15 protein-coding genes are annotated in these 19,176 nt (G+C 74.0%); 8 read left to right on the top strand and 7 right to left on the bottom strand.

Going from position 1 to position 19,176, the window contains the following annotated elements; translation table 11 throughout:
* Position 1 precedes the first annotated feature (1 nt).
* The gene (locus tag ACFWP3_RS27045; RefSeq protein ID WP_384225892.1) at positions 2-607 is read right to left on the bottom strand and encodes a (2Fe-2S)-binding protein; all 606 of its coding nucleotides are present in this window, start codon (positions 605-607) and stop codon (positions 2-4) included.
* Between the two features lie 2 nt (positions 608-609).
* Positions 610-1,506 (bottom strand): xanthine dehydrogenase family protein subunit M, encoded by an 897-nt coding sequence (locus ACFWP3_RS27040; protein WP_214937389.1) that lies wholly within the window; start codon positions 1,504-1,506, stop codon positions 610-612.
* A 254-nt stretch (positions 1,507-1,760) separates the two neighbouring features.
* Here ACFWP3_RS27040 and ACFWP3_RS27035 point away from each other — a divergent pair, with 254 nt between their 5' ends.
* A complete protein-coding gene (locus ACFWP3_RS27035; protein ID WP_384225889.1) occupies positions 1,761-3,440 on the top strand; it encodes a PucR family transcriptional regulator in 1,680 nt (559 codons plus the stop codon).
* A 167-nt stretch (positions 3,441-3,607) separates the two neighbouring features.
* Positions 3,608-4,384, top strand: a complete 777-nt coding sequence (locus ACFWP3_RS27030; protein WP_384225886.1) for a hypothetical protein — start codon at positions 3,608-3,610, stop codon at positions 4,382-4,384.
* 28 nt (positions 4,385-4,412) lie between these two features.
* Here the strand turns inward: ACFWP3_RS27030 and ACFWP3_RS27025 are convergent, their stop codons facing one another.
* Positions 4,413-5,078: a GntR family transcriptional regulator gene (locus ACFWP3_RS27025; RefSeq protein WP_384225883.1), complete on the bottom strand. Its 666-nt coding sequence runs from the start codon at positions 5,076-5,078 to the stop codon at positions 4,413-4,415.
* A gap of 103 nt (positions 5,079-5,181) precedes the next feature.
* Between ACFWP3_RS27025 and ACFWP3_RS27020 the strand changes: the two genes are divergently transcribed.
* Together ACFWP3_RS27020 and ACFWP3_RS27015 are read left to right on the top strand one after the other, a co-directional pair.
* Complete coding sequence (locus ACFWP3_RS27020) at positions 5,182-6,042, top strand: (2Fe-2S)-binding protein (protein ID WP_384225880.1); 861 nt, start codon at positions 5,182-5,184, stop codon at positions 6,040-6,042.
* A gap of 196 nt (positions 6,043-6,238) precedes the next feature.
* Positions 6,239-7,297 (top strand): DUF2637 domain-containing protein, encoded by a 1,059-nt coding sequence (locus ACFWP3_RS27015; protein ID WP_384225878.1) that lies wholly within the window; start codon positions 6,239-6,241, stop codon positions 7,295-7,297.
* An 89-nt stretch (positions 7,298-7,386) separates the two neighbouring features.
* On the opposite strand, the gene ACFWP3_RS27010 is transcribed toward ACFWP3_RS27015, so the two are convergent.
* From ACFWP3_RS27010 to ACFWP3_RS27000, 3 genes are all read right to left on the bottom strand, one after another.
* Complete coding sequence (locus ACFWP3_RS27010; RefSeq protein ID WP_384225917.1) at positions 7,387-7,698, bottom strand: ATP-binding protein; 312 nt, start codon at positions 7,696-7,698, stop codon at positions 7,387-7,389.
* A gap of 250 nt (positions 7,699-7,948) precedes the next feature.
* Complete coding sequence (locus ACFWP3_RS27005; RefSeq protein ID WP_384225876.1) at positions 7,949-9,691, bottom strand: pyruvate dehydrogenase; 1,743 nt, start codon at positions 9,689-9,691, stop codon at positions 7,949-7,951.
* Between the two features lie 28 nt (positions 9,692-9,719).
* Entirely contained in the window at positions 9,720-10,772 is a 1,053-nt protein-coding gene (locus ACFWP3_RS27000) for a protein phosphatase 2C domain-containing protein (protein ID WP_384225873.1), read from the bottom strand.
* A 604-nt stretch (positions 10,773-11,376) separates the two neighbouring features.
* Between ACFWP3_RS27000 and ACFWP3_RS26995 the strand changes: the two genes are divergently transcribed.
* A complete protein-coding gene (locus ACFWP3_RS26995) occupies positions 11,377-11,742 on the top strand; it encodes a hypothetical protein (protein WP_384225871.1) in 366 nt (121 codons plus the stop codon).
* Between the two features lie 755 nt (positions 11,743-12,497).
* Here ACFWP3_RS26995 and ACFWP3_RS26990 read toward each other — a convergent pair.
* Positions 12,498-16,292 carry a S8 family serine peptidase gene (locus ACFWP3_RS26990; protein ID WP_384225868.1) on the bottom strand — a complete coding sequence of 1,265 codons (3,795 nt, stop codon included), beginning with the start codon at positions 16,290-16,292 and terminating at the stop codon, positions 12,498-12,500.
* A 199-nt stretch (positions 16,293-16,491) separates the two neighbouring features.
* Between ACFWP3_RS26990 and ACFWP3_RS26985 the strand changes: the two genes are divergently transcribed.
* The 3 genes from ACFWP3_RS26985 (at position 16,492) to ACFWP3_RS26975 (ending at position 18,757) form a co-directional block, all read left to right on the top strand.
* A complete protein-coding gene (locus ACFWP3_RS26985; protein ID WP_384225865.1) occupies positions 16,492-17,469 on the top strand; it encodes a helix-turn-helix domain-containing protein in 978 nt (325 codons plus the stop codon).
* A gap of 24 nt (positions 17,470-17,493) precedes the next feature.
* Positions 17,494-17,976: a DUF456 domain-containing protein gene (locus ACFWP3_RS26980; protein ID WP_384225862.1), complete on the top strand. Its 483-nt coding sequence runs from the start codon at positions 17,494-17,496 to the stop codon at positions 17,974-17,976.
* Between the two features lie 409 nt (positions 17,977-18,385).
* Positions 18,386-18,757, top strand: coding sequence for a PPOX class F420-dependent oxidoreductase (locus ACFWP3_RS26975; protein WP_384225860.1), 372 nt, complete (start codon positions 18,386-18,388; stop codon positions 18,755-18,757).
* Positions 18,758-19,176: the final 419 nt, after the last annotated feature.

Genomic DNA, 19,176 nt, shown 5'->3' with positions numbered 1-19,176 from the left:
GTCAGACCGCCTCTGCCTGACGGGCGGCCGCGAGGCGGACCGCGTCGAGGATCTTCTCGTAGCCCGTGCAGCGGCACAGGTTGCCGGACAGGGCCTCACGGATGTCCTGGTCGGACGGGGAGGAGTTCTCCTCCAGGAGCGCGTCCGCCTGGACCAGGAGGCCCGGGGTGCAGAAACCGCACTGGACGGCGCCGGCGTCGATGAACGCCTGCTGGACGTTGGAGAGCGGGGTGCCCTCGCCGGTCTGCGAGTCGCCCGGCTTGGCCTGCCACTGCTTGGCCGCGTCCAGGGACACGCCCTTGCTGCCGCAGCCGCCGCCGGTGCCGCAGGCACCGCCGTGGCCGTGCTCCTCGCGCTGCTTGGCGAAGTCCGCCAGGCCCTCGACGGTCACGACGTCGCGGCCCTCGACCTGACCGGCCGCGACCAGGCAGGAACAGACCGGCACGCCGTCGAGGCGGACGGTGCAGGAACCGCACTCGCCCTGCTCACAGGCGTTCTTCGAACCGGGCAGGCCCAGGCGCTCGCGCAGGACGTAGAGAAGGGACTCGCCCTCCCACACGTCGTCGGCTTCCTGCTGACGGCCGTTGACAGTGAAATTGACGCGCATGATTACGCAGCCCCTTCAAGCGAGCGGCCGTTGCCGGTACCGCGGTACTGCTCCCAGGTCCAGACGAGCTGGCGGCGAGCCATGATGCCAACCGCGTGACGGCGGTACTTCGCCGTGCCGCGGACGTCGTCGATCGGGTTGGCCGCGCCGGAGGCGAGGTCACCGAACTGCTTGGCGATCGACGGGGTGATGACCTTGCCCGACTCCCAGAAGCCGCCCTCTTCGAGCGCGGCGTTCAGGAACTCCTCGGCGGCCTTCGCACGGATCGGGGTCGGCGCGGCCGAACCGATGCCGGTGCGGACCGTACGGGTCTCCGGGTGCAGCGCCAGGCCGAACGCGCAGACCGCGATGACCATCGCGTTGCGGGAGCCGACCTTGGAGTACTGCTGGGGACCGTCCGCCTTCTTCACGTGGATGGTCTTGATGAGCTCGTCGGCGGCGAGCGCGTTGCGCTTGACGCCGGTGTAGAACTCGTCGATCGGGATCAGGCGAGAGCCGCGTACGGACTCCACCTCGACCTCGGCACCGGCCGCGAGGAGCGCGGGGTGCGAGTCACCGGCCGGCGAGGCGCAACCGAGGTTGCCGCCGACGCCGCCGCGGTTGCGGATCTGCGGGGACGCGACCGTGTGCGAGGCGAGCGCGAGACCCGGAAGCTCCGTGCGGAGGTTTTCCATGATCTGCGTGTACGGGACGGAGGCGCCCAGACGAACCACGTCCTCGCCGACCTCCCACTCCCGCAGCAGACCGATGCGGTTCAGGTCCAGGAGGTACTCCGGCCGACGGTGGTCGAAGTTGATCTCGACCATCACATCGGTGCCACCCGCAATCGGCACAGCTGTGGGGAACTCGGCCTTAGCGGCGAGCGCCTCCTCCCAGCTGGCGGGGCGAAGGAAGTCCATGTGCGGCTCTCTTCTTCTTAATCGGGTCGTTCACTTCAAGCCAGGAGGCCCAAAGGCCCTCGACTGGTCGTTCACGTGCTGTTAACGCGGTGTGGACTTAGTACACCGGCCGCCCGTCCCCCGGGTGCAGTCACCGAAACCATGAAGGAGTTGGCTGACGGCCTCCCTCGTCTTGTAGATTCGTATGAAAGGCAGGATGCGACGACCTGCCCGTTTTCCAACGGCAACATTCGAGACAGATCGGCGGCGACATCATGCGGCTGCGCGCACTGCTGGAAACCGAGGCGCTGGGGCTGCGGCTGCTGGGCGGCGAGGAAGAACTCGACCGGACGGTCCGCGGGGTCATGACGACCGACCTGCGTGATCCCAGCCGATACCTCACCGGGGGCGAGCTCGTCCTCACTGGCCTGGCCTGGCGAAGAAATTCAGCCGACTCCGAGCCGTTCGTACGAATCCTCGCGAGCGCGGGCGTCGCCGGGCTCGCGGCCGGCGAGGCGGAGCTGGGAGACATCCCGGACGATCTGGTCTCAGCCTGTCGGCGCAACCGCCTGCCGCTGTTCGCTGTGAACGAAGACGTTGCATTCGCCACGATCACCGAGTACGTGGTGCGCCAGGTTTCCGGGGAGCGCGCGGGCGATCTCGCGGCCGTCGTGGACCGCCACCGCCGCCTGATGACCTCGGGTCCGGCGGGCGGTGGACCGGATGTGGTGCTGGATCTGCTCACCACCGACCTCGATCTCCGGGCCTGGGTGCTGTCCCCCACCGGCCGGCAGATCGCCGGGGCGGGCGAGCCGCTGGCGCCGGGCGTGTGCGCGGCACTGGCGAGCGAGCACCTCGCGGCGGTCCGGACGGGCCGCAGGGGCCCGCACCGGATCTCCATTCAGGGTATTACCTACTCGCTCTTCCCGATCAGGGGACACGGCCGGGGCGCCGCCGGGCCGGGCTCCCGGGACGTGCGCGAGAGCGTGCTGTCGGACTGGCTACTGGCCGTGGAGGCGGACGCCGGCGACTGGCCCGCCGAGCGCCTGGACCTGCTCCAGGGCGTCACCCAGCTGATCGCCGTCGAGCGGGACCGGCGCGACGCGGCCCGCACCGTGCGGCGCCGCCTCGCACAGGAGGTCCTCGAGCTGGTCCAGACGGGTGCTCCGCCCGCCGAGATCGCCGCCCGCCTGCGGGTGGCGGCGCCGGTGCTGCTGCCCGGCCTGGGCGCGGCCCCGCACTGGCAGGTGGTCGTGGCCCGGGTGGACTGGGACGGCGGGGACATCGCCGGCGGCCCGGTGGCCCAGTCGCTGCTGGAGGAGATCCTCGTCGACCCGTCGGTCTCGGGGCCGGAGCCCTCGGACCGGATCGCCGTCGCCCACGCCGGGGACGAGGCCATCGCCCTGGTGCCGCTGCCCTCGCTGACCGGGGAGGGCGGGGAGGACAAGGGCCCCGACTCGGCCCTGCACGCCGACGAGCTGCTCTCGGCCGTACGCGACCCCCTGCAGGCCGGTCTGGCCGACGACGGCCGCCTCACGCTGGGCGTCAGCGCGGCCGTGCACTCCGCCGAGGGGCTGCGCGGGGCGCTGGAGGAGGCCCGGCACGCCCGCCGGGTCGCCGCGGCCCGTCCGGGCCGGGTCTGCGCGGCAGGACACCACGAGCTGGCCTCGCACGTGCTGCTGCTGCCGTTCGTGCCGGACGACGTGCGGCGCGCGTTCACGGCCCGGCTGCTGGACCCGCTGCGGGACTACGACCGGCGCCACCGCGCGGAGCTCATTCCGACGCTGGAGGCCTTCCTGGACTGCGACGGCTCCTGGACCCGCTGCGCGACGCGCCTGCACCTCCACGTCAACACGCTGCGGTACCGGGTCGGGCGAATCGAGCAGTTGACGGCGCGTGACCTCTCGCGGCTGGAGGACAAGCTCGATTTCTTCCTGGCACTGCGGATGAGCTGAGAAGATCCGTCCCGCGGCCGGAGGTGTCCGGACTGCGGGACGGCTGATGATCCGTCCGGACTTTGTGAAAGAGTTCACCCGACCCCTTGGCCGGAGCCTCCGATCCGTGCTCTCATTTCGCCCCAGGGCTCAACGATGTGCTGCTTGGTTGCTTTGGGGAGGGCAATGTGGCGGAAACCGCCATGTCGGGTGCCGGAACTACCGGGGGAGACGACCCCCTCCAGCGGGCGATATGGCGGCTGCGCTCGCGCGGCTGTTGGACCGACGCGGCGGCGCTGCTGACGCCGCACCTGGGAGACGCGGGGGCCGCCGTGCAGCGCACCGCGCTGCTGGTCGAGCGGTGCCTGTTCACGGGCCAGGGCTGGGCCGAGGCCGAGGACGCGCTGCGGGTCGCCGAGGCGGTCGCGCAGGACGACGACGACCGGGGCGCGGCGGCGTGCGAGCGGGGCCAGCTGGCGTACGCGGCGACCGTGCTGGGCGTACGGGACCGGGCCGACGAGGCCCGCTCCGCGCTGGGCCGGGCGGCGGCGCTGCTGTCGCCGGGGTCGCGGACCCGCCCGCTGCTGGACTTCCGGCGGGGCCTGGTCGCCGAGCACCTGGCGGACGCCCCGCAGTCGGCCCGTCCGGCGTACCACCGGGCGCACGCGGGAGCGGTCGCGCACGGGGACACGCTCCTGCTGTCCTTCACCTGGCGGCACCTGGCGGCGCTGGCCCTGCGGGACGGCGAGGTGGCGGAGGCCCGCCACGGGTTCCTGGAGTCCCTGCGGATCCGCGAGGAGCTGGGCTTCCTGGTCGGCACGGCGCCCGCGCTGGCCGCCCTGGCCGAGGCCGAACCGGAACCGGAAGCCACCCGCCTGCGCGCGGAGGCCCGCCGCCTGTTCCACCTCCTGGGCGGCATCCCCACCTGGCTGGCCGACCAGCTCCACCCGACACCGGCCACGTAGCAGCCGCCGTCGGCACCATCCAGCCCCGTCAGGGGTTGGAGCCCGCGAAGTGTTCGCGGATCAGGGACTCCACGACCGGGAGGTCACCGGCGGCCAGCGCCTCCAGCAGCGCCGCGTGCTCCGCCGCGTCCGCGACGAGATCCGCACGGCGGACCCGCGGAGCGCCCGGCAGGGGCCACTGCGCCCGCCGGTGGAGCTCGTCCGCCACCTGCACCAGCTGGCCGTTGCCCGCCAGGGCGAGCACCTGCCGGTGGAAGGCCCGGTCCGCCTCCGCGTACCCCGGGACATCGCCCGCGGCCGCCGCCTCCGCCGTGGCGGCCGCGGCCGGCCGCAGGGCCTCCCACGTCGCCGCGGGCACGGTCCGGGCCAGCCGGAGCATGACCGGGACCTCGAGCATGGCCCGTACCTCGGCCAGCTCCGCCAGCTCGCGCGGGGTGCGCGACAGCACGCGGAAGCCCCGGTTCGGGAGGCATTCCACCGCACCTTCCAGGGCCAGCTGCTGCATCGCCTCTCGCACGGGCGTCGCGGAGACGCCGAAGCGGTCCCCCAGGGCCGGGCCCGAGTAGATCTCGCCCGGCACCAGCTCGCCGTCGACGAGCGCGGCGCGCAGCGCGTCCAGCACCTGTCCGCGTACGGAATGGCGCAGCACTTTCCTCGTCTGTGCCGGTACCCGGGCTCGGGCCGTGTCGTGCACTCGGTCCTCCTCGGTGTATTGGCCTGCCCCGAGGATACGGCCTGACCGAGATCGGGTAAGGTAAGGCTAACCTGTTAACGATCGCGCGATTTGGTGGTCCGTCATGACCGTCACGGCCGTTCCGCCCGTCACCACCTCCCCGGTGGCGGTTTCGTACTCCCGGCTGGCCGAGGCCTACGCCGGGCTGCTGGTCGTCGAGCGCTCCGCGCACGAACCCTCCCCTCGCGGTGTGGGCTGGGTCGGCGCGGACGAGCTGGCGGCTGGCGGACCGGCCCTGGACGCGTACCTGGCCTGGGACGACGCCCAGGTCCTGCGGGACTACGGGCAGCGGGCCCGCCCCGACGTGGTCGCGAGCTTCGGGCTGCACCGGTACGCGTGGCCGGCCTGCCTGCTGATCACCCTGCCCTGGTTCCTCCAGCGGCGGGTCCCCCGGCTCCCCGTCTCCCAGGTGGCCTTCCACCGGACGCAGGGCCGGATGGCCGTACACGTGGCGGAATTCGCCTGCCTGCCGGACGATCCGGCGGCCGCTCTCCCCGGGGCCCGGGTCGTGCCCGACGAGGAGGCGCTGCGCGAGGAGGTGCGGGCTGCGGTGGCCCAGCACCTCGATCCGGTACTGGCGGGCTTCGGCCCGCGCATGCGGCGCGGCCGCCGGGCCCTGTGGGGCATGGTGACCGACGAGGTCGTCGAGAGCCTCTGGTACATCGGCGACCTGCTCGGGGAGCAGCAGCGGGCCATGGCCGAGCTGGAGGCGCTGCTGCCCGGCTCGACCGCCCCGTACACCGGGGGTGCGGGATTCCGCACGCTCGAAGGGCCGGACGGCCGCGGGCTGCCCACGCGCGACCGGGCCAGCTGCTGCTTCTTCTACACCATCCGGCCGGACGACACCTGCGTCACCTGCCCCCGGACCTGCGACGCGGACCGCATCGCCCGGCTCACGGCGGAGGCGGAGCCGATCGCGAGCTGAACCCACCCCCAAGGGTGACGCGATTCGAACTCAACTCGCCCCGCACGGGCGCCAGTTCGAACCACAACACCCTATCCGGCGGGCCCCGCCCCCCGATGGCGTCCACTTGCCCCGAAACCGGCATGCCGGGCCGATCCGCTGCGCCACTATGGCGCCGGAAGGCCGCATACGCGAGGCAGAGGCAAGGGACATCCGCATGAGACTGACCGACATATCGCTGGACTGGCTGCTGCCCGGCAGCCTGCTGATCCTGGGCGTACTTGCGGCAGTTGCGGTACTGGCCCGGGGCAAGCGCGAGAGCGAGAAGGCCGCCGCCGAGGACAGCTGGGAGCGCAGCGAGGAGCGCCGCAGGCGCAAGGAGGCCGTCTACGGCACCGCCTCCTACGTCCTGCTCTTCTGCTGCGCCGCGGTCGCCGCCGCGCTCTCCTTCCACGGACTGGTCGGCTTCGGGCGGCAGAACCTCAACCTGTCCGGGGGATGGGAGTACCTGGTCCCCTTCGGCCTCGACGGCGCAGCCATGTTCTGCTCGGTGCTCGCCGTCCGCGAGGCCAGCCACGGTGACGCGGCCCTCGGCTCGCGCATGCTGGTCTGGCTGTTCGCGGGCGCGGCCGCCTGGTTCAACTGGGTGCACGCGCCGCGCGGGCTGGGCCACGACGGAGCCCCGCAGTTCTTCGCCGGCATGTCGCTCTCGGCGGCCGTCCTCTTCGACCGGGCCCTCAAGCAGACCCGCCGGGCGGCGCTGCGCGAACAGGGCCTGATCCCGCGGCCGTTGCCGCAGATCCGGATGGTCCGCTGGCTGCGGGCGCCCCGGGAGACCTTCGGCGCCTGGTCGCTCATGCTGCTGGAGGGGGTGCGCACCCTCGACGAGGCCGTGGACGAGGTGCGCGAGGACAAGAAGGAGAAGGAGAACGACCGGCACCGCAGGCGGGAGCAGCACCGTCTGGACCGTGCGCACATCAGGGCGCTGGGCCGGCAGCACCGGGCCTTCGGGCGGGCCCGCGCCCGGCAGGTCGAGCTGCCGGAACTGACGCAGGGAGCGGGCTCCGCGCCGGTCGGCGCGGAGCCGGCCATACCGGAATCGGGACAGCTGACCGCCCGCCGCAGGCCCTCCCTGCAGGCCGTCAGCCGGACCGAGTCCGTTGAGGTGACCGGGCCCCGGACGGTGGACCTCACCGCCGAGGACGACACCCAGACGATTCCCCGGCTCGACTCGCTGGAGCGCAAACTGAAGGACCTGGAGCAGCAGTTCGGCTGACCGCTCCCGGCGCCGGTACCGGTCCCAGCCCCGGTCCCGGACGCGCACCCGGCCCCCGGAGGGCTCGCCCGCTCAGGCGAGCCCTCCGCTCAGGCGAGCCCTCCGTGCAGTTCGAACCAGACCACCTTGCCGCGGCCCGGTTCCACCACGTCCACGCCCCACGCGTCGGCGAGCGCCTGCACGAGCACCAGACCCCGGCCGTGCGTACCGTCGTCGGCGGTCGGTACGTACGGCAGGGGCCGCCGGGAGGCGTAGTCCCGGACCTCCACCCGCAGCCGGGCGGCGTCCAGGCTCGCGCAGACCTCGGCGCCCTGCTCGGTGTGGACGAGGGCGTTGGTGACGAGCTCGGTGAGGAGGAGTTCGGCCACCTCCGCGGCATCCGCCCGGCACCGGTGGCGCATCAACTCCCGTAAGGACCGCCGGATTTCGCCCACCGCCTTCAGATCGGCCCGGCGTACGCTGCGGCTGATCTCCAGCGCGTCCGCCGCTCCCCCGCCTTCGGCCGAGGGCTCGCGAGGTACCGGCCGGCCCCTCTTCCACAGCTTCCCCGTGTTCGCCCCCACCCGCACGGCGGTCTACCTCCCGCGTCCATTGCTCTCGAACAGGTCTACGGGATGCATGCCCCCCGGACCGGTCCGCACTCATACGGGCTCAAGGGCGGGGAACGTTGCGGAGGTTGGATCGAGCCATCTGGATCATCCGGCCCACCCCTCCGTCCAGCACGATCTTGCTGGCGGAAAGGGCGAATCCGGTCACCATCTCGGTACTGATCCTCGGTGGAATCGACAAGGCGTTGGGGTCGGTCACCACGTCCACCAGAGCGGGTCCCCGGTGCTTGAACGCATCCCTCAAAGCCCCTGTGAGCTGCTTGGGCTTCTCCACGCGGACCCCGTACGCGCCCGCCGCGCGGGCGATGGCGGCGAAATCGGGATTCGTGTTCTGCGTCCCGTAGGAGGGCAGGCCGGAAACCAACATCTCCAACTCGACCATTCCGAGTGATGAGTTGTTGAACAGGACCACTTTGACGGGAAGGTCGTACTGCACCAGGGTGAGGAAATCTCCCATCAGCATCGAGAAACCACCGTCACCCGACATCGACACGACTTGACGTTCGCGGTCGGTGAACTGTGCGCCGATGGCCTGCGGGAGGGCGTTGGCCATGGAGCCGTGGCTGAAGGAGCCGATGATGCGGCGCTTGCCGTTCGGGGAAAGATAGCGTGCCGCCCACACGTTGCACATGCCGGTGTCGACGGTGAAAACGGCGTCCTCGTCGGCGAGTTCGTCGAGCACCGAGGCCACGTACTCGGGGTGGATGGGGGTGTGCTTCTCCACCTTGCGGGTGTAGGCCTTGACCACGCCCTCCAGGGCGTCCGCGTGCTTCTTCAGCATCCGGTCCAGGAAGCGGCGGTCCGTCTTGGCCCGCACCCGCGTGTTCAGGGCGCGCAGGGTCTCCCGTACGTCTCCCCAGACGGCGAGGTCCAACTTGGATCGGCGGCCGAGGTGTTCGGGCCGGATGTCCACCTGGACGATCTTCACGTCGTCGGGGAGGAAGGCGTTGTACGGGAAGTCCGTGCCGAGCAGGATCAGCAGATCGCACTCGTGGGTCGCCTCGTAGGCCGCGCCGTAGCCGAGGAGGCCGCTCATGCCGACGTCGTACGGGTTGTCGTACTGGATCCACTCCTTGCCGCGCAGGGCGTGCCCGATGGGCGCCTTGACCCGGCCGGCGAACTCCATCACCTCGGCGTGCGCCCCGGCGGTGCCGCTGCCGCAGAAGAGGGTGATCCGGTCCGCCTCGTCGACGAGGCGGACCAGCTTCTCGATCTCGCCTTCGCCCGGGCGGACCGAGGGGCGGGCGGTGACCAGGGCGTGCTCCACCGATTTCTCCGGCGCGGGCTGCCCGGCGATGTCCCCGGGCAGCGCGACGACGCCGACACCGCTGCGGCCGATGGCGTGCTGGATGGCGGTCTGCAGGACGCGCGGCATCTGCCGGGGGTTGGAGATCAGTTCGCTGTAGTGGCTGCACTCGCTGAACAGCCGGTCGGGGTGGGTCTCCTGGAAGTAGCCGAGGCCGATCTCCGAGGAGGGGATGTGGGAGGCGAGCGCGAGGACCGGGGCCATGGAGCGGTGGGCGTCGTACAGGCCGTTGATCAGGTGCAGGTTTCCCGGGCCGCAGGAGCCCGCGCAGGCGGCGAGGCGGCCGGTGATCTGGGCGTCGGCGCCGGCCGCGAAGGCCGCCGTCTCCTCGTGGCGGACCTGGATCCAATCGATGCCACCCGTACGGCGGATTGCGTCCACCACCGGGTTGAGGCTATCGCCGACGACGCCGTACAGCCTGCGCACGCCGGCGCGCACGAGGATGTCGACGAACTGCTCTGCCACGTTCTGCTTGGCCATGCCTCCTATCCAGCCACGGGTGCGCCGGTTACGCCTCCCAGACGGCGGCGGCCGTGCGGTCGTCGGCGTAGCCCTTGAGGCGGAGCTGGGTGTCCGCGAGGAAGGCGGCGAGGCCGGGCGGTTCCGGCACGGCCCAGCGCGCGGCGAGCGCGGCCGGCAGGACCGGCTCCTCGCGCATCGGCTCGGCGAGGCCGCCGGAGCACAGCAGCAGGGTGTCACCTGGACGGGCCACGGAGGCGCGGAACCGGAAGCCGTGCGCGGTGTCCTCGTCGGACGGGGGCGGGGACGGGGCGGCCTGGGCGGCCTGGGCGGTCGGGGCGGGCGGTGGTGGCGGTGCGGACGGGGCGGGTGGTACGGACGGCCGGGCGGGTTCGAGGTCCTGCCAGGCCCCGTCCCGCAGCCGGAACAGCCCGCCCGCGCCGGCGCCGAAGCACACCCGGGTGCGGCACTCGGGGTCCACCGGGAGCAGCAGGCCGCGCAGTCCGGCCGTGTACGCCTCCTCGGCGAGCCCGAGCTCGGCGGCGCGGGCGCGCAGCCGTCCGTAGCCGCGGTCGGTGAGCCGCTGGAGGCCCGAGCGCAGGGCGTCGCGGCGCCCGGCGCGGATGTCCTCGGCCAGCCGCTCCTGGCTCCGCCCGACGGCCGCGGCGACGGTCCGGCAGAGCTCGGCGGCGGCCGCGGCGGCCCCGGGGGCGGCCCGGTCGCCGCCGGCGAGGACCACCAGGACCAGGGCGTCGTCGCCGCCGCCGAACCGGGCGGTGAGCAGGAAGTCGCGGCGGGCCTCGCCGCGGAACCGGGCGGAGTCCCCGCGCAGGGAGGCGGCGCGCAGGGTGTACGTGCCGTAGCGGGCGCCTTCCAGGACGGTGTCGGGGGTCAGGGCGTCCAGCGCGGCCGGGTCGGCGGGGGGGAGCGAGCCGGGCTCGGCGGCGTAGGTGGGCGCGCGGTCCCCCAGATGCCGCACCTCGGGCCGGTCCGCGCCGGATCGCTCCGCGGGCCCGGCCCGCACGGGCCCCGGCTCCGCCCCCTCCTCCTCCCGCTCCTGCGGCACCTCCCACCGCCACACAGGCAACTCGGCCTCCCGCACCGGCGGCACCTCCACACCCCCGAGCGCATACCCGGTGACACCCCCTTCCCGCGGATCCCGCGGATCCCGCGGCGGGGCGGGCGGCGGGGGCGGCGGCGCTACCGGGGGCGCGGGGGCAGCAGCCGCGGGCGGCGGGGTGACCGGAGGCGGGACGGCAGCCGCCGCGGGCGGCGGAGTGACCGGAGGCGGGACGGCGGCCGGGGGCGGCGGGGTGACCGGAGGCGGGACGGCGGCCGGGGGCGGCACGGCGCCCGCCGGCCCGCCGGGAGCCGAAGGCGGGGCAGCAGCCGTGGGCGGGACGGCGCCCGCAGCCAGATGCGGAGCAGAGGGGTATTCAGCAGCCGTAGCCGGGGCGGCGGACGAAGGTGACCCAGTAGCCGGAGGCGAGCTGAAGGCCGGCGGCACGGGAGCGGCCGTGGGCGGCTGGGCCGCAGCAGGTGGTGGCGGCGGGGCAGCGGGCGCAGGCGGGGCCGCGGCAGGTGGTGGGGGTGGGCTGGCAGGAGGCTGGGCGGCAAGTGGAGGCGGCTCGCCAGCCGTTGGGCGCGGGGCGGCAGCCGGTGGGGGCGGGGGCTCAACCGGGTTCGGCGTCCCGGCCGTTGGCGGTGTGGTCGCACGCGGCTGGGCCGGGGGCCATCCCGGTGGGGGCGGCGGCGCAGAACGGCGGGGCCCCGGGAGCAGCGATTCCGGGGCGGCCGGTGCCTCCGGCGGCGCGGGCGGAGGCCCCGCCTGCCCCGGCACCGACACCGGCCCGACCCCCGCCACGGAGGCCCGCCCCGGTCCCGACACCGCAGGCAGCCCCGGCGCCGCAGCCGAGGTCGCACCCCACCCCGCCCCCGAGGCCGAAGCCGAGCCGGATCCCGCAGACGGGTCCGATCCCGACGCCCGATCCGACGCCGAGGCCACACCCGGAATCGACCCCGAGGCCGGCTCCCGATCCGACGCCGAAGCCGGAGCCGGCACCGAAGCCTGACTCGACCCGGCACCCGGCTCCTGACCTGGCAACGAAGCCTGCCCCGGGCCGGTACCCGGCAACTGGCCCGGCACCGAAGCCTGACCTGAGCCCACACCCGATGCCCGACCCGGCGACGAAGCCTGACCCGGACCGGCATCCGCGGCCTGACCGGACGCCGAAGCCTGACCCCGACCGGCATCCGCGGCCTGACCGGGCGCCGAAGCCTGACCCAGACCGGCACCCGGGAACTGGCCCGGCACCGCAACCTGACCTGGGCCCACACCCAATGCCCGACCCGGCAACGAAGCCTGACCCGGACCGACATCCGCGGCCTGACCGGACGCCGAAGCCTGACCCGGACCGGCGCCCGGCAACTGGCCCGGCACCGCAGCCTGACCTGGGCCCACACCCAATGCCCGACCCGGCGACGCAGCCTGGCCCGGGCCGGCGCCCGGGGATTGGCCCCGCACCGCAGTCTGCCCCGGGCCGGCGCCCGGGGACTGACCCGGTGCCGGAGCCTGGCTTGGGCCCGGGGGGTCGGTTGTTGTGAGGTTGGCCGCCGTGTGGAAGCGGTGGTCCAGGGTGTCGCCCGGGTCGGGGGACGGGCCCGGGTCCGGGTCCGGGTCCTCGTAGAGCTTCTGCCACCAGTCGTCCGCGCCCTGCTGACTCATGCCCTCATTCTCGGCCTCCCGCGCGAGCGGAAAACGCCGAATGCGCGAAAAGGGTCCACCGGGCCGCCGCCCGGTGGACCCCTCCACCCCTACCCGTACGGACTAGCGGACGTCGTACGCCCGCGCGACCGTCTGGGTAACGGAGGCACCGTTCGCGTCGGTCAGTTCGACCTTCAGCGACACCTGCCTGCCCGAGGCCCCGGCGTGGTCCACGACCGCGCTCCATCGGCCCCCGCGCTCGCTCACCTTCGCCTCGGTCCAGTTCTCACCGTCGTAGGAGTACGACAGCTTCGCCGACTTCAGCGCACCCGGCGCGTAGCCCGCGTGCCCGGTGGCGCTCAGCCCGATGGTCTGGCCGTTCGCCGCCGCGGCCGTCTTCATCCCGTCCAGTGGGGCCGCGTACCGCGGGAAGAGGACCGGCAGCCCCTGCGAGTACGCCGACGCGTCGAGCTTCGAGGTGAAGCCCCAGGTCGTCCGCACGGAGGTGGACCGCTGCCAGGTGCGCGCCGGCGGGCCGATCTTCTCGATGGCCTGGGTCAGTTCGTACCGGCCCGCCTCGGCCGGCACCTCGAAGACCCCGAACGGGTACCAGCTCTCGCCGATGACCTCGCCGTCCCGCTTGAGCTGCAGGTTGCCGATGTCGCCGAAGGAGCCCGGCTGGGCGGCGTGGCGGCTGTCGCCCCACATCGCGGGGGCGAAGCCGATCAGGTTGCCCTGCCGCTCGGCGGCCAGCGTCTCCTTGCCGGAGGCATCGCGCGGCGCGACCGGGCCGGTCACCCCGTCGTACCAACTGGCGCTGGTCTTCTGCCCCTTGGCGTAGCGGCGCTGCTCGCCGACCATGAACTCGCCCCAGGGGAAGCTGCTGGAGAGCAGCTGGTCCCAGGCCGTGTCCCCGGCGGTGTAGAACTCCGTGCGCCGGCCCGGCGCCGCGACGGTCTCGATCCCGCCGAAGAACACCGCGCTGCCGATCGGCCGGTAGGCCCCGGCCAGGTCGATGAAGTCGGCTGCCACGCCCATGGAGTTGTAGGTGGACTCCACCTGTCCGAGGTCGCGGTCGCGCACCCGGTAGGTGCGGCTGCCCTTGACCTCGCCCGTCTCGGGGAAGGCGAGGCTGTAGACGTACGGGCTCTTCGCGGTGGCCTTCCAGGACAGCGTGACCTTGCCCGCCGCCAGCCGGTCCAGCAGCGCCTTGCCCTCGGCGGCCTCGATGGCCATCGCGGGCAGCGAGCCGCCCGCATAGCCGGTGAAGGCGACCCAGCGGCCGGGGGCGTCGCGGTGGGCGAGCACCGCCTTGGCCCCGGCGGCCTTCGCGTTCTGCGCGACCTGGTGCAGCGCCCCGTCCGCGGCCTTGACCAGGACGACCGCGTCCTTGGCGGCGACCGCGGCGAGCTCCTCCGGGGTGCCGGCGCCCGCGTCGACGAGCGGCGCGCTGCCGTTCCCGTCGAGGTTGTCGCTGCCGGTGGACGCGGTGATCGGGTGCAGGGCGGGGCCGCCCGCGACCTTCAGTTCGGAGACGAGCGGCGCGGCCGCCCGCCAGTAGCTGCCGAACTCGAACTCGCCGTCCTTCGCGCGGTCTTCGACGGAGGCGTAGAAGCCGCGGATGGTCCGGCCGCCCATGGCGGTGCCGGCGTGCAGCCACGCGTCGTCCCAGCTGCGGGCGAATCCGAGGGTGGTGTTGCGGGCCTCGACCGGCTTGTCGGCGTCGACGGCCAGGCGCCCGGCCTTGCGGGCGTCGAGCACGACGGTCGTGTCCTTCTTCACCTCGACCTGCGGGCGCCCGAGGTAGGTGAGGGAGTCGACCAGCCGGTCGTCGCCCTCGCCCGCGTCGGGGGTGCCGACGAAGGCGGAGAGGAAGTAGGCGCCCGGCCGGACCCGGTAGACCTGGTCGACGGAGCCGTCGTTGAAGCGGCGCTCGCCGGTGGCGTCTCCCCCAGCTACCGCTGGGAGGTGCCCCCAGGTGCCGATCACGTCCAGGGAGGACGGTCCGGCGGCCGGCTTGCCCGCGCGGTCGACGAGCTTGACGCGCAGGGTGACCGTCTGCGGCTCGACGTACAGCGAGAAGGGGGTGGAGACGCGCACGCCGCCCGCCGTGGCGATGATCCGGCCGGTGACGTCCCCGTACTGGGAGCGCTCCAGCCCGGCGGCCGGGTCGAGGCCGAGCGGCACCTTGACGGTGGCTCCCGCCGGGACGGTCACGGTGCGCTGGCCGAGGCGGGCGACCTGGCTGCGGACGGCGGAGCCGTCGTTGCCGGTGACCTTCTCGACGGCGAGGTTCAGGGTGACGGGGCTCTTGCCGAGGTTGGTGTACGGGACCTGCACGGTCGTGCGGTCGCTGCGGTCCTGCGGCCAGTTGTAGGTGCCGCCCTGGACGGCGGGGGCGCCGGTGACGGTGGTGTCGAGGGCCGCGCGCACGTCGAGCCGGCCGCCGCCGGTCTCCCGTACGTCCCCGGGCACCGCGGTGTTCGCGGAGCCGACGAGGGCCGCCTTGACCTGCTGCGCGGTCCAGTCGGGGTGGCGCTGCTTGACGATGGCGGCGGCGCCCGCGACGTGCGGGGTGGCCATCGAGGTGCCGGACATGCCCTGGTACGCGTACACCCCGCGGCCGCCGGCGGCGGCGGCCGAGATGCCGACGCCGGGGGCGGCGATCTCGGGCTTGAGGGTGTGCTGGAGTCCGGCCGGGCCGCGGCTGGAGAAGAGCGCGGTGGTGTCGTCGCGGTCGACGGCGCCCACGGTCAGCACGCTCGCCGCGCAGCCGGGCGAGGAGACGGTGTTGTTGCCGGGGCCGGAGTTGCCGGCGGCGATGACGAAGAGCGGGCCCTGCTGGGAGAGCCGTTCGGCGGCCGCGGCGAGCGGGTCGTCGCAGGCGGTCTGGGTGGGGTCGCCGAGGCTCATGGAGACCACGTCGGCCTTGCTCGCGACGGCCCACTCCATACCGGCGATGATCCACGAGTCGAGGCCGTAGCCCGCGTCGTCGAGGACCTTGCCGCTGAGCAGTTCGGCGCCGGGGGCCACGCCCTTCTTGGCGCCGCCGCTCTCGGCCCCGGAGCCGCCGACGGTGGAGATGGTGTGGGTGCCGTGGCCCTGCCGGTCGCCGTCGGTGTCCGAGTCGGTGAAGTTCCTGGAGTCGGAGACGCGGCCCTTGAGGTCGGGGTGTTCGAGGTCGGTGCCGGTGTCGAGGACGGCGACCTTGGTGCCCTTGCCGTCGTATCCGGCGGCCCAGGCGGCGTTCGCGTTCACCTGCTTCGTGGAACGCTCCAGGTTCGCCTGGACCTTGCCGTCCAGCCACAGCTTCTTCAGCGCGCCGGACGCGGAGCGCGCGCGGGCGTCCGTACCGGTGACGTCGGCCCAGAAGTCGGCGGCCCGCTCCTTGTCGGCGGAGAGGGCGACGCCGCCGATGGAGTCGAGGACCAGGGAGCGCTCGGCGCCGCGGGGTGCGGGCGGGGCGCTGCGCGCCACGTTCACGGAGCCGTCGTAGACCGCGATGAGCGGGAGCTTCTTGGCGTGCGCGTCGTCGTAGCCCTGCCGGATGAGGCCGGTGACGTTGAAGAGCTCGTGGTCGGCCTTGCCGGCGGCGAGGGCCTTCGCCGCGCTCTCCGGGTAGACGTAGAGGTCCTTGCCGGACTGGCGGGTCTGGACGACCGGCTGCGAGCCGTCCGGGCGCGGCATGGCGGTGGCGGCGGTGCGGCCGGCGGCGTCGGTGGAGACCACGATCCGGTCGCCGGTGACGAGGGTGACCGTGACGGGGGCGGTGGGCTGCTTTCCGGCCGCCTCGCTGCCCACGAGTGGTCTGTTTCCAGGCGCTCCGTCGCTCGGCTGTGCCGCCGACGGGCCGACGGCGGTGACGGCCAGGACGGCTGCTGTGGCCGCCCCGAGCGTCGTTCGCGATATCGGGCGCATCGCTCTCCCCAGGTGAATTCCGGCCAACTGCTGCATTGCGCGGCAAAGCTGCCGCATAAATGGCTTCTGGCCAGCGGATGTTGGTGCTGCGGTGGCGTCACCTTGGCAGAGTGGCGGGGGGTGCGGCGATGATGTCGGCGGCGGGTTTGCGCCGTGGCCGCTTCCCGCCAGGTGCGGGGCTGAGAGGTGGGTGTTCGGGTTGCTGGGTGCGATAGGCCTCGACGAGGGCCAGGAGTCGGCGTACCGCGTGCTGGTGGCGCTGGGGGCGGCGGAGGTGCCCGACCTCGCGCACCGGCTGACCCTGCCGGTGCCGCAGACCGAGCGGGCGCTGCGGCACCTGGAGCGGCACGGTCTGGCCGCGCAGTCCTCGGCGCGGCCGGGGCGCTGGGTGGCGGCGCCGCCGGGGGTGGCCCTGGGGGCGCTCCTGACGCAGCAGCGGCACGAGCTGGAGCAGGCGGAGCTGACGGCGGCGCTGCTGGCGGAGGAGTACCGGGCGGAGGCGGCCGAGCCGGCGGTGCACGACCTCGTGGAGGTGGTGCAGGGCGCGAGCGCGGTGGCGCACCGCTTCCACCAGCTCCAGCTGGGCGCCGAGCGGGAGGTGTGCGCGCTGGTCAGCGGCCGGCCGCAGGTGGTGACGGGTACGGAGAACGAGGCGGAGGAACGGGCCTCCGTACGCGGCGTCGACTACCGGGTGGTGATCGAGCGGGAGGTACTGAGCCGGCCGAGCGGGATCCGGGAGGCGTCGGCGGCGCTGGCCCGCGGGGAACGGGTCCGGGTGACGGGCGAGGTCCCGACGAAGCTGGTGATCGCGGACCGGACGCTGGCGATGGTTCCGCTGACGGCGCGCGGGGCGGAGCCGGCGGCGCTGGTGGTGCACGCGTCGGGGCTGCTGGAGTCCCTGACGGGTTTGTTCGAGGCGGTGTGGCGGGAGTCGCTGCCGCTGCGGCTGGGCGTGTCGGGCGGGCCCGAGGAGTCGGACGGCGGGCCGGACGCCACGGATCTGGAGATCCTGACCCTGCTGTTGGCCGGGATGACGGACGCGAGCGTGGCCAAGCATCTGGAACTGGGCCTGCGGACGGTGCAGCGGCGGGTCAAGGGCCTGATGGAGCTGGCGGGGGTCACGACGCGGCTCCAGCTGGGCTGGCACGCCTACGAACGGGGCTGGGTGGCCCGATAGGCCCTGGTCGGTCACGCTGAGCAGATGGATCTGCCGCAGCTGCTCCTGGTGGGGCTGGTGCTGGTCCTCGGGGTGCTCGGGGTGCTGGTGCCGGGTGTACCGGGGACCTGGCTGGTGTGGGCGGGGCTGCTGTGGTGGGCGCTGGGCGTGCGGTCGGCGGCGGCGTGGACCCTGCTGGTCGCGGCGACGGCCCTGCTCCTGGTGGTCCAGGTGGTGAAGTGGCTGCTCCCGCCGCGGCGGCTGCACGGGCTGGCGGTGACCCCCCGGATGGCGGTGTACGCGGGCACCGGGGCGGTACTGGGCTTCGTGCTGATCCCGGTGCTGGGGGCGGTCCCGGGCTTCGTGGGCGGCATCTACCTGTGCGAGCGGCGCCGCCTCGGGACGCACGGCGAGGCGTGGGCGTCGGCGCGGGCGGTGATGCGGGCGGTGGGGACGAGCGTACTGGTGGAACTGCTGGCGTGCCTGCTGGTGACGGGCGCGTGGGTGGGCGTGGCGGCAACGCCCTGAACCACCGCCCCCCACCCGGCCCGGGCCCCGACTCCCCGCCTCACGAATCCGGCCCCGGGCCCCGGGCCTCGGGCCCCGGGCCCCGGGCCTCGGGCCCCGGGCCCCGGACCCTGGGCCCTGGGGTCGGACTTCGGGCTGGGATGCACTCTCGGGCTTCGGGCTCGGGACCCGAGGTCGGACTTCGGGCTCGGGACCCGAGGTCGGACTTCGGGCTCGGGACCCGGGGTCGGACTTCGGGCCCGGGCCCCGTGCTCGGGCCTCGAGCGCCGGGCCCCGGGCTCGGGCCTCGGGCGTCAGGCCCCGGCCTCGGGCCCCGGGCTCGGACTTCGGGCTGGGGATCCACTCTCGGGCCTCGGGACTAGGGCTCGGGCCCGATGCGCGGGGGCGTGCGGGCTGCGAGGGTTTGGGCATGACGGACTTCGAGGGTTTCAGCAAGGCCGAACTGGCGTACCTCCGCTCCCAGCGGCTGGGCCGGCTCGCCACCGTGGACGCGGCGGGGCAGCCGCAGGCGAACCCGGTGGGGTTCTTCCCTCAGGACGACGGGACGATCCTGGTGGGCGGACTGGCGATGGGCTCGACGAAGAAGTGGCGCAACCTCCAGCACAATCCGCGGCTGGCGCTGGTCGTGGACGACCTGGTGAGCACCCGGCCGTGGCAGGTCCGCGGCGTGGAGATCCGCGGACACGCCACGCTGGAGGTGGGGCCGCACGGGCTCGGCCCGCACTTCAGCCCGGAGGTGATCCGCATCCACCCGGACCGCGTCCACACCTGGGGCCTGTAACCCAACCACCCCCACCGCCCGAAGCCCCTCCCCGCCGCCCGGCGAGGCTGCATGGGCCGCGCCTCCACGCGGCGGAGGCCGGGCCCCGGCGGGGGCTCGGCGCAGCTGCCCGGCACGCCCCTGGCCCGCCGCAGAAGCCGAACCCGGCCGCACCACGGCATGGCGAAGCCGGGCCCAGCCGAACCACGGTGCGGCCGAGCCGGCCCCGCCTCCAAGCCGCAGGGCAGCGGAGACGCGTGGGCCGGCCCCACCGCGCAGCCCGCGGCGGGCCGGCCCCGCCCGGCGGGGGCTCGGCGCAGCCGCCGGGTGCTGCCATGGCCCGGCGCAGAAGCCGAACCCGGCCGCACCACGGCATGGCGAAGCCGGGCCCAGCCGAACCACGGTGCGGCCGAGCCGGCCCCGCCTCCAAGCCGCAGGGC

Source organism: Streptomyces sp. NPDC058525 (assembly GCF_042719495.1).
Taxonomy (GTDB): Bacteria; Actinomycetota; Actinomycetes; order Streptomycetales; family Streptomycetaceae; genus Streptomyces.
Note: the sequence above shows the minus strand (reverse complement) of the source record. Positions and strands in the feature narration are given on the sequence as shown.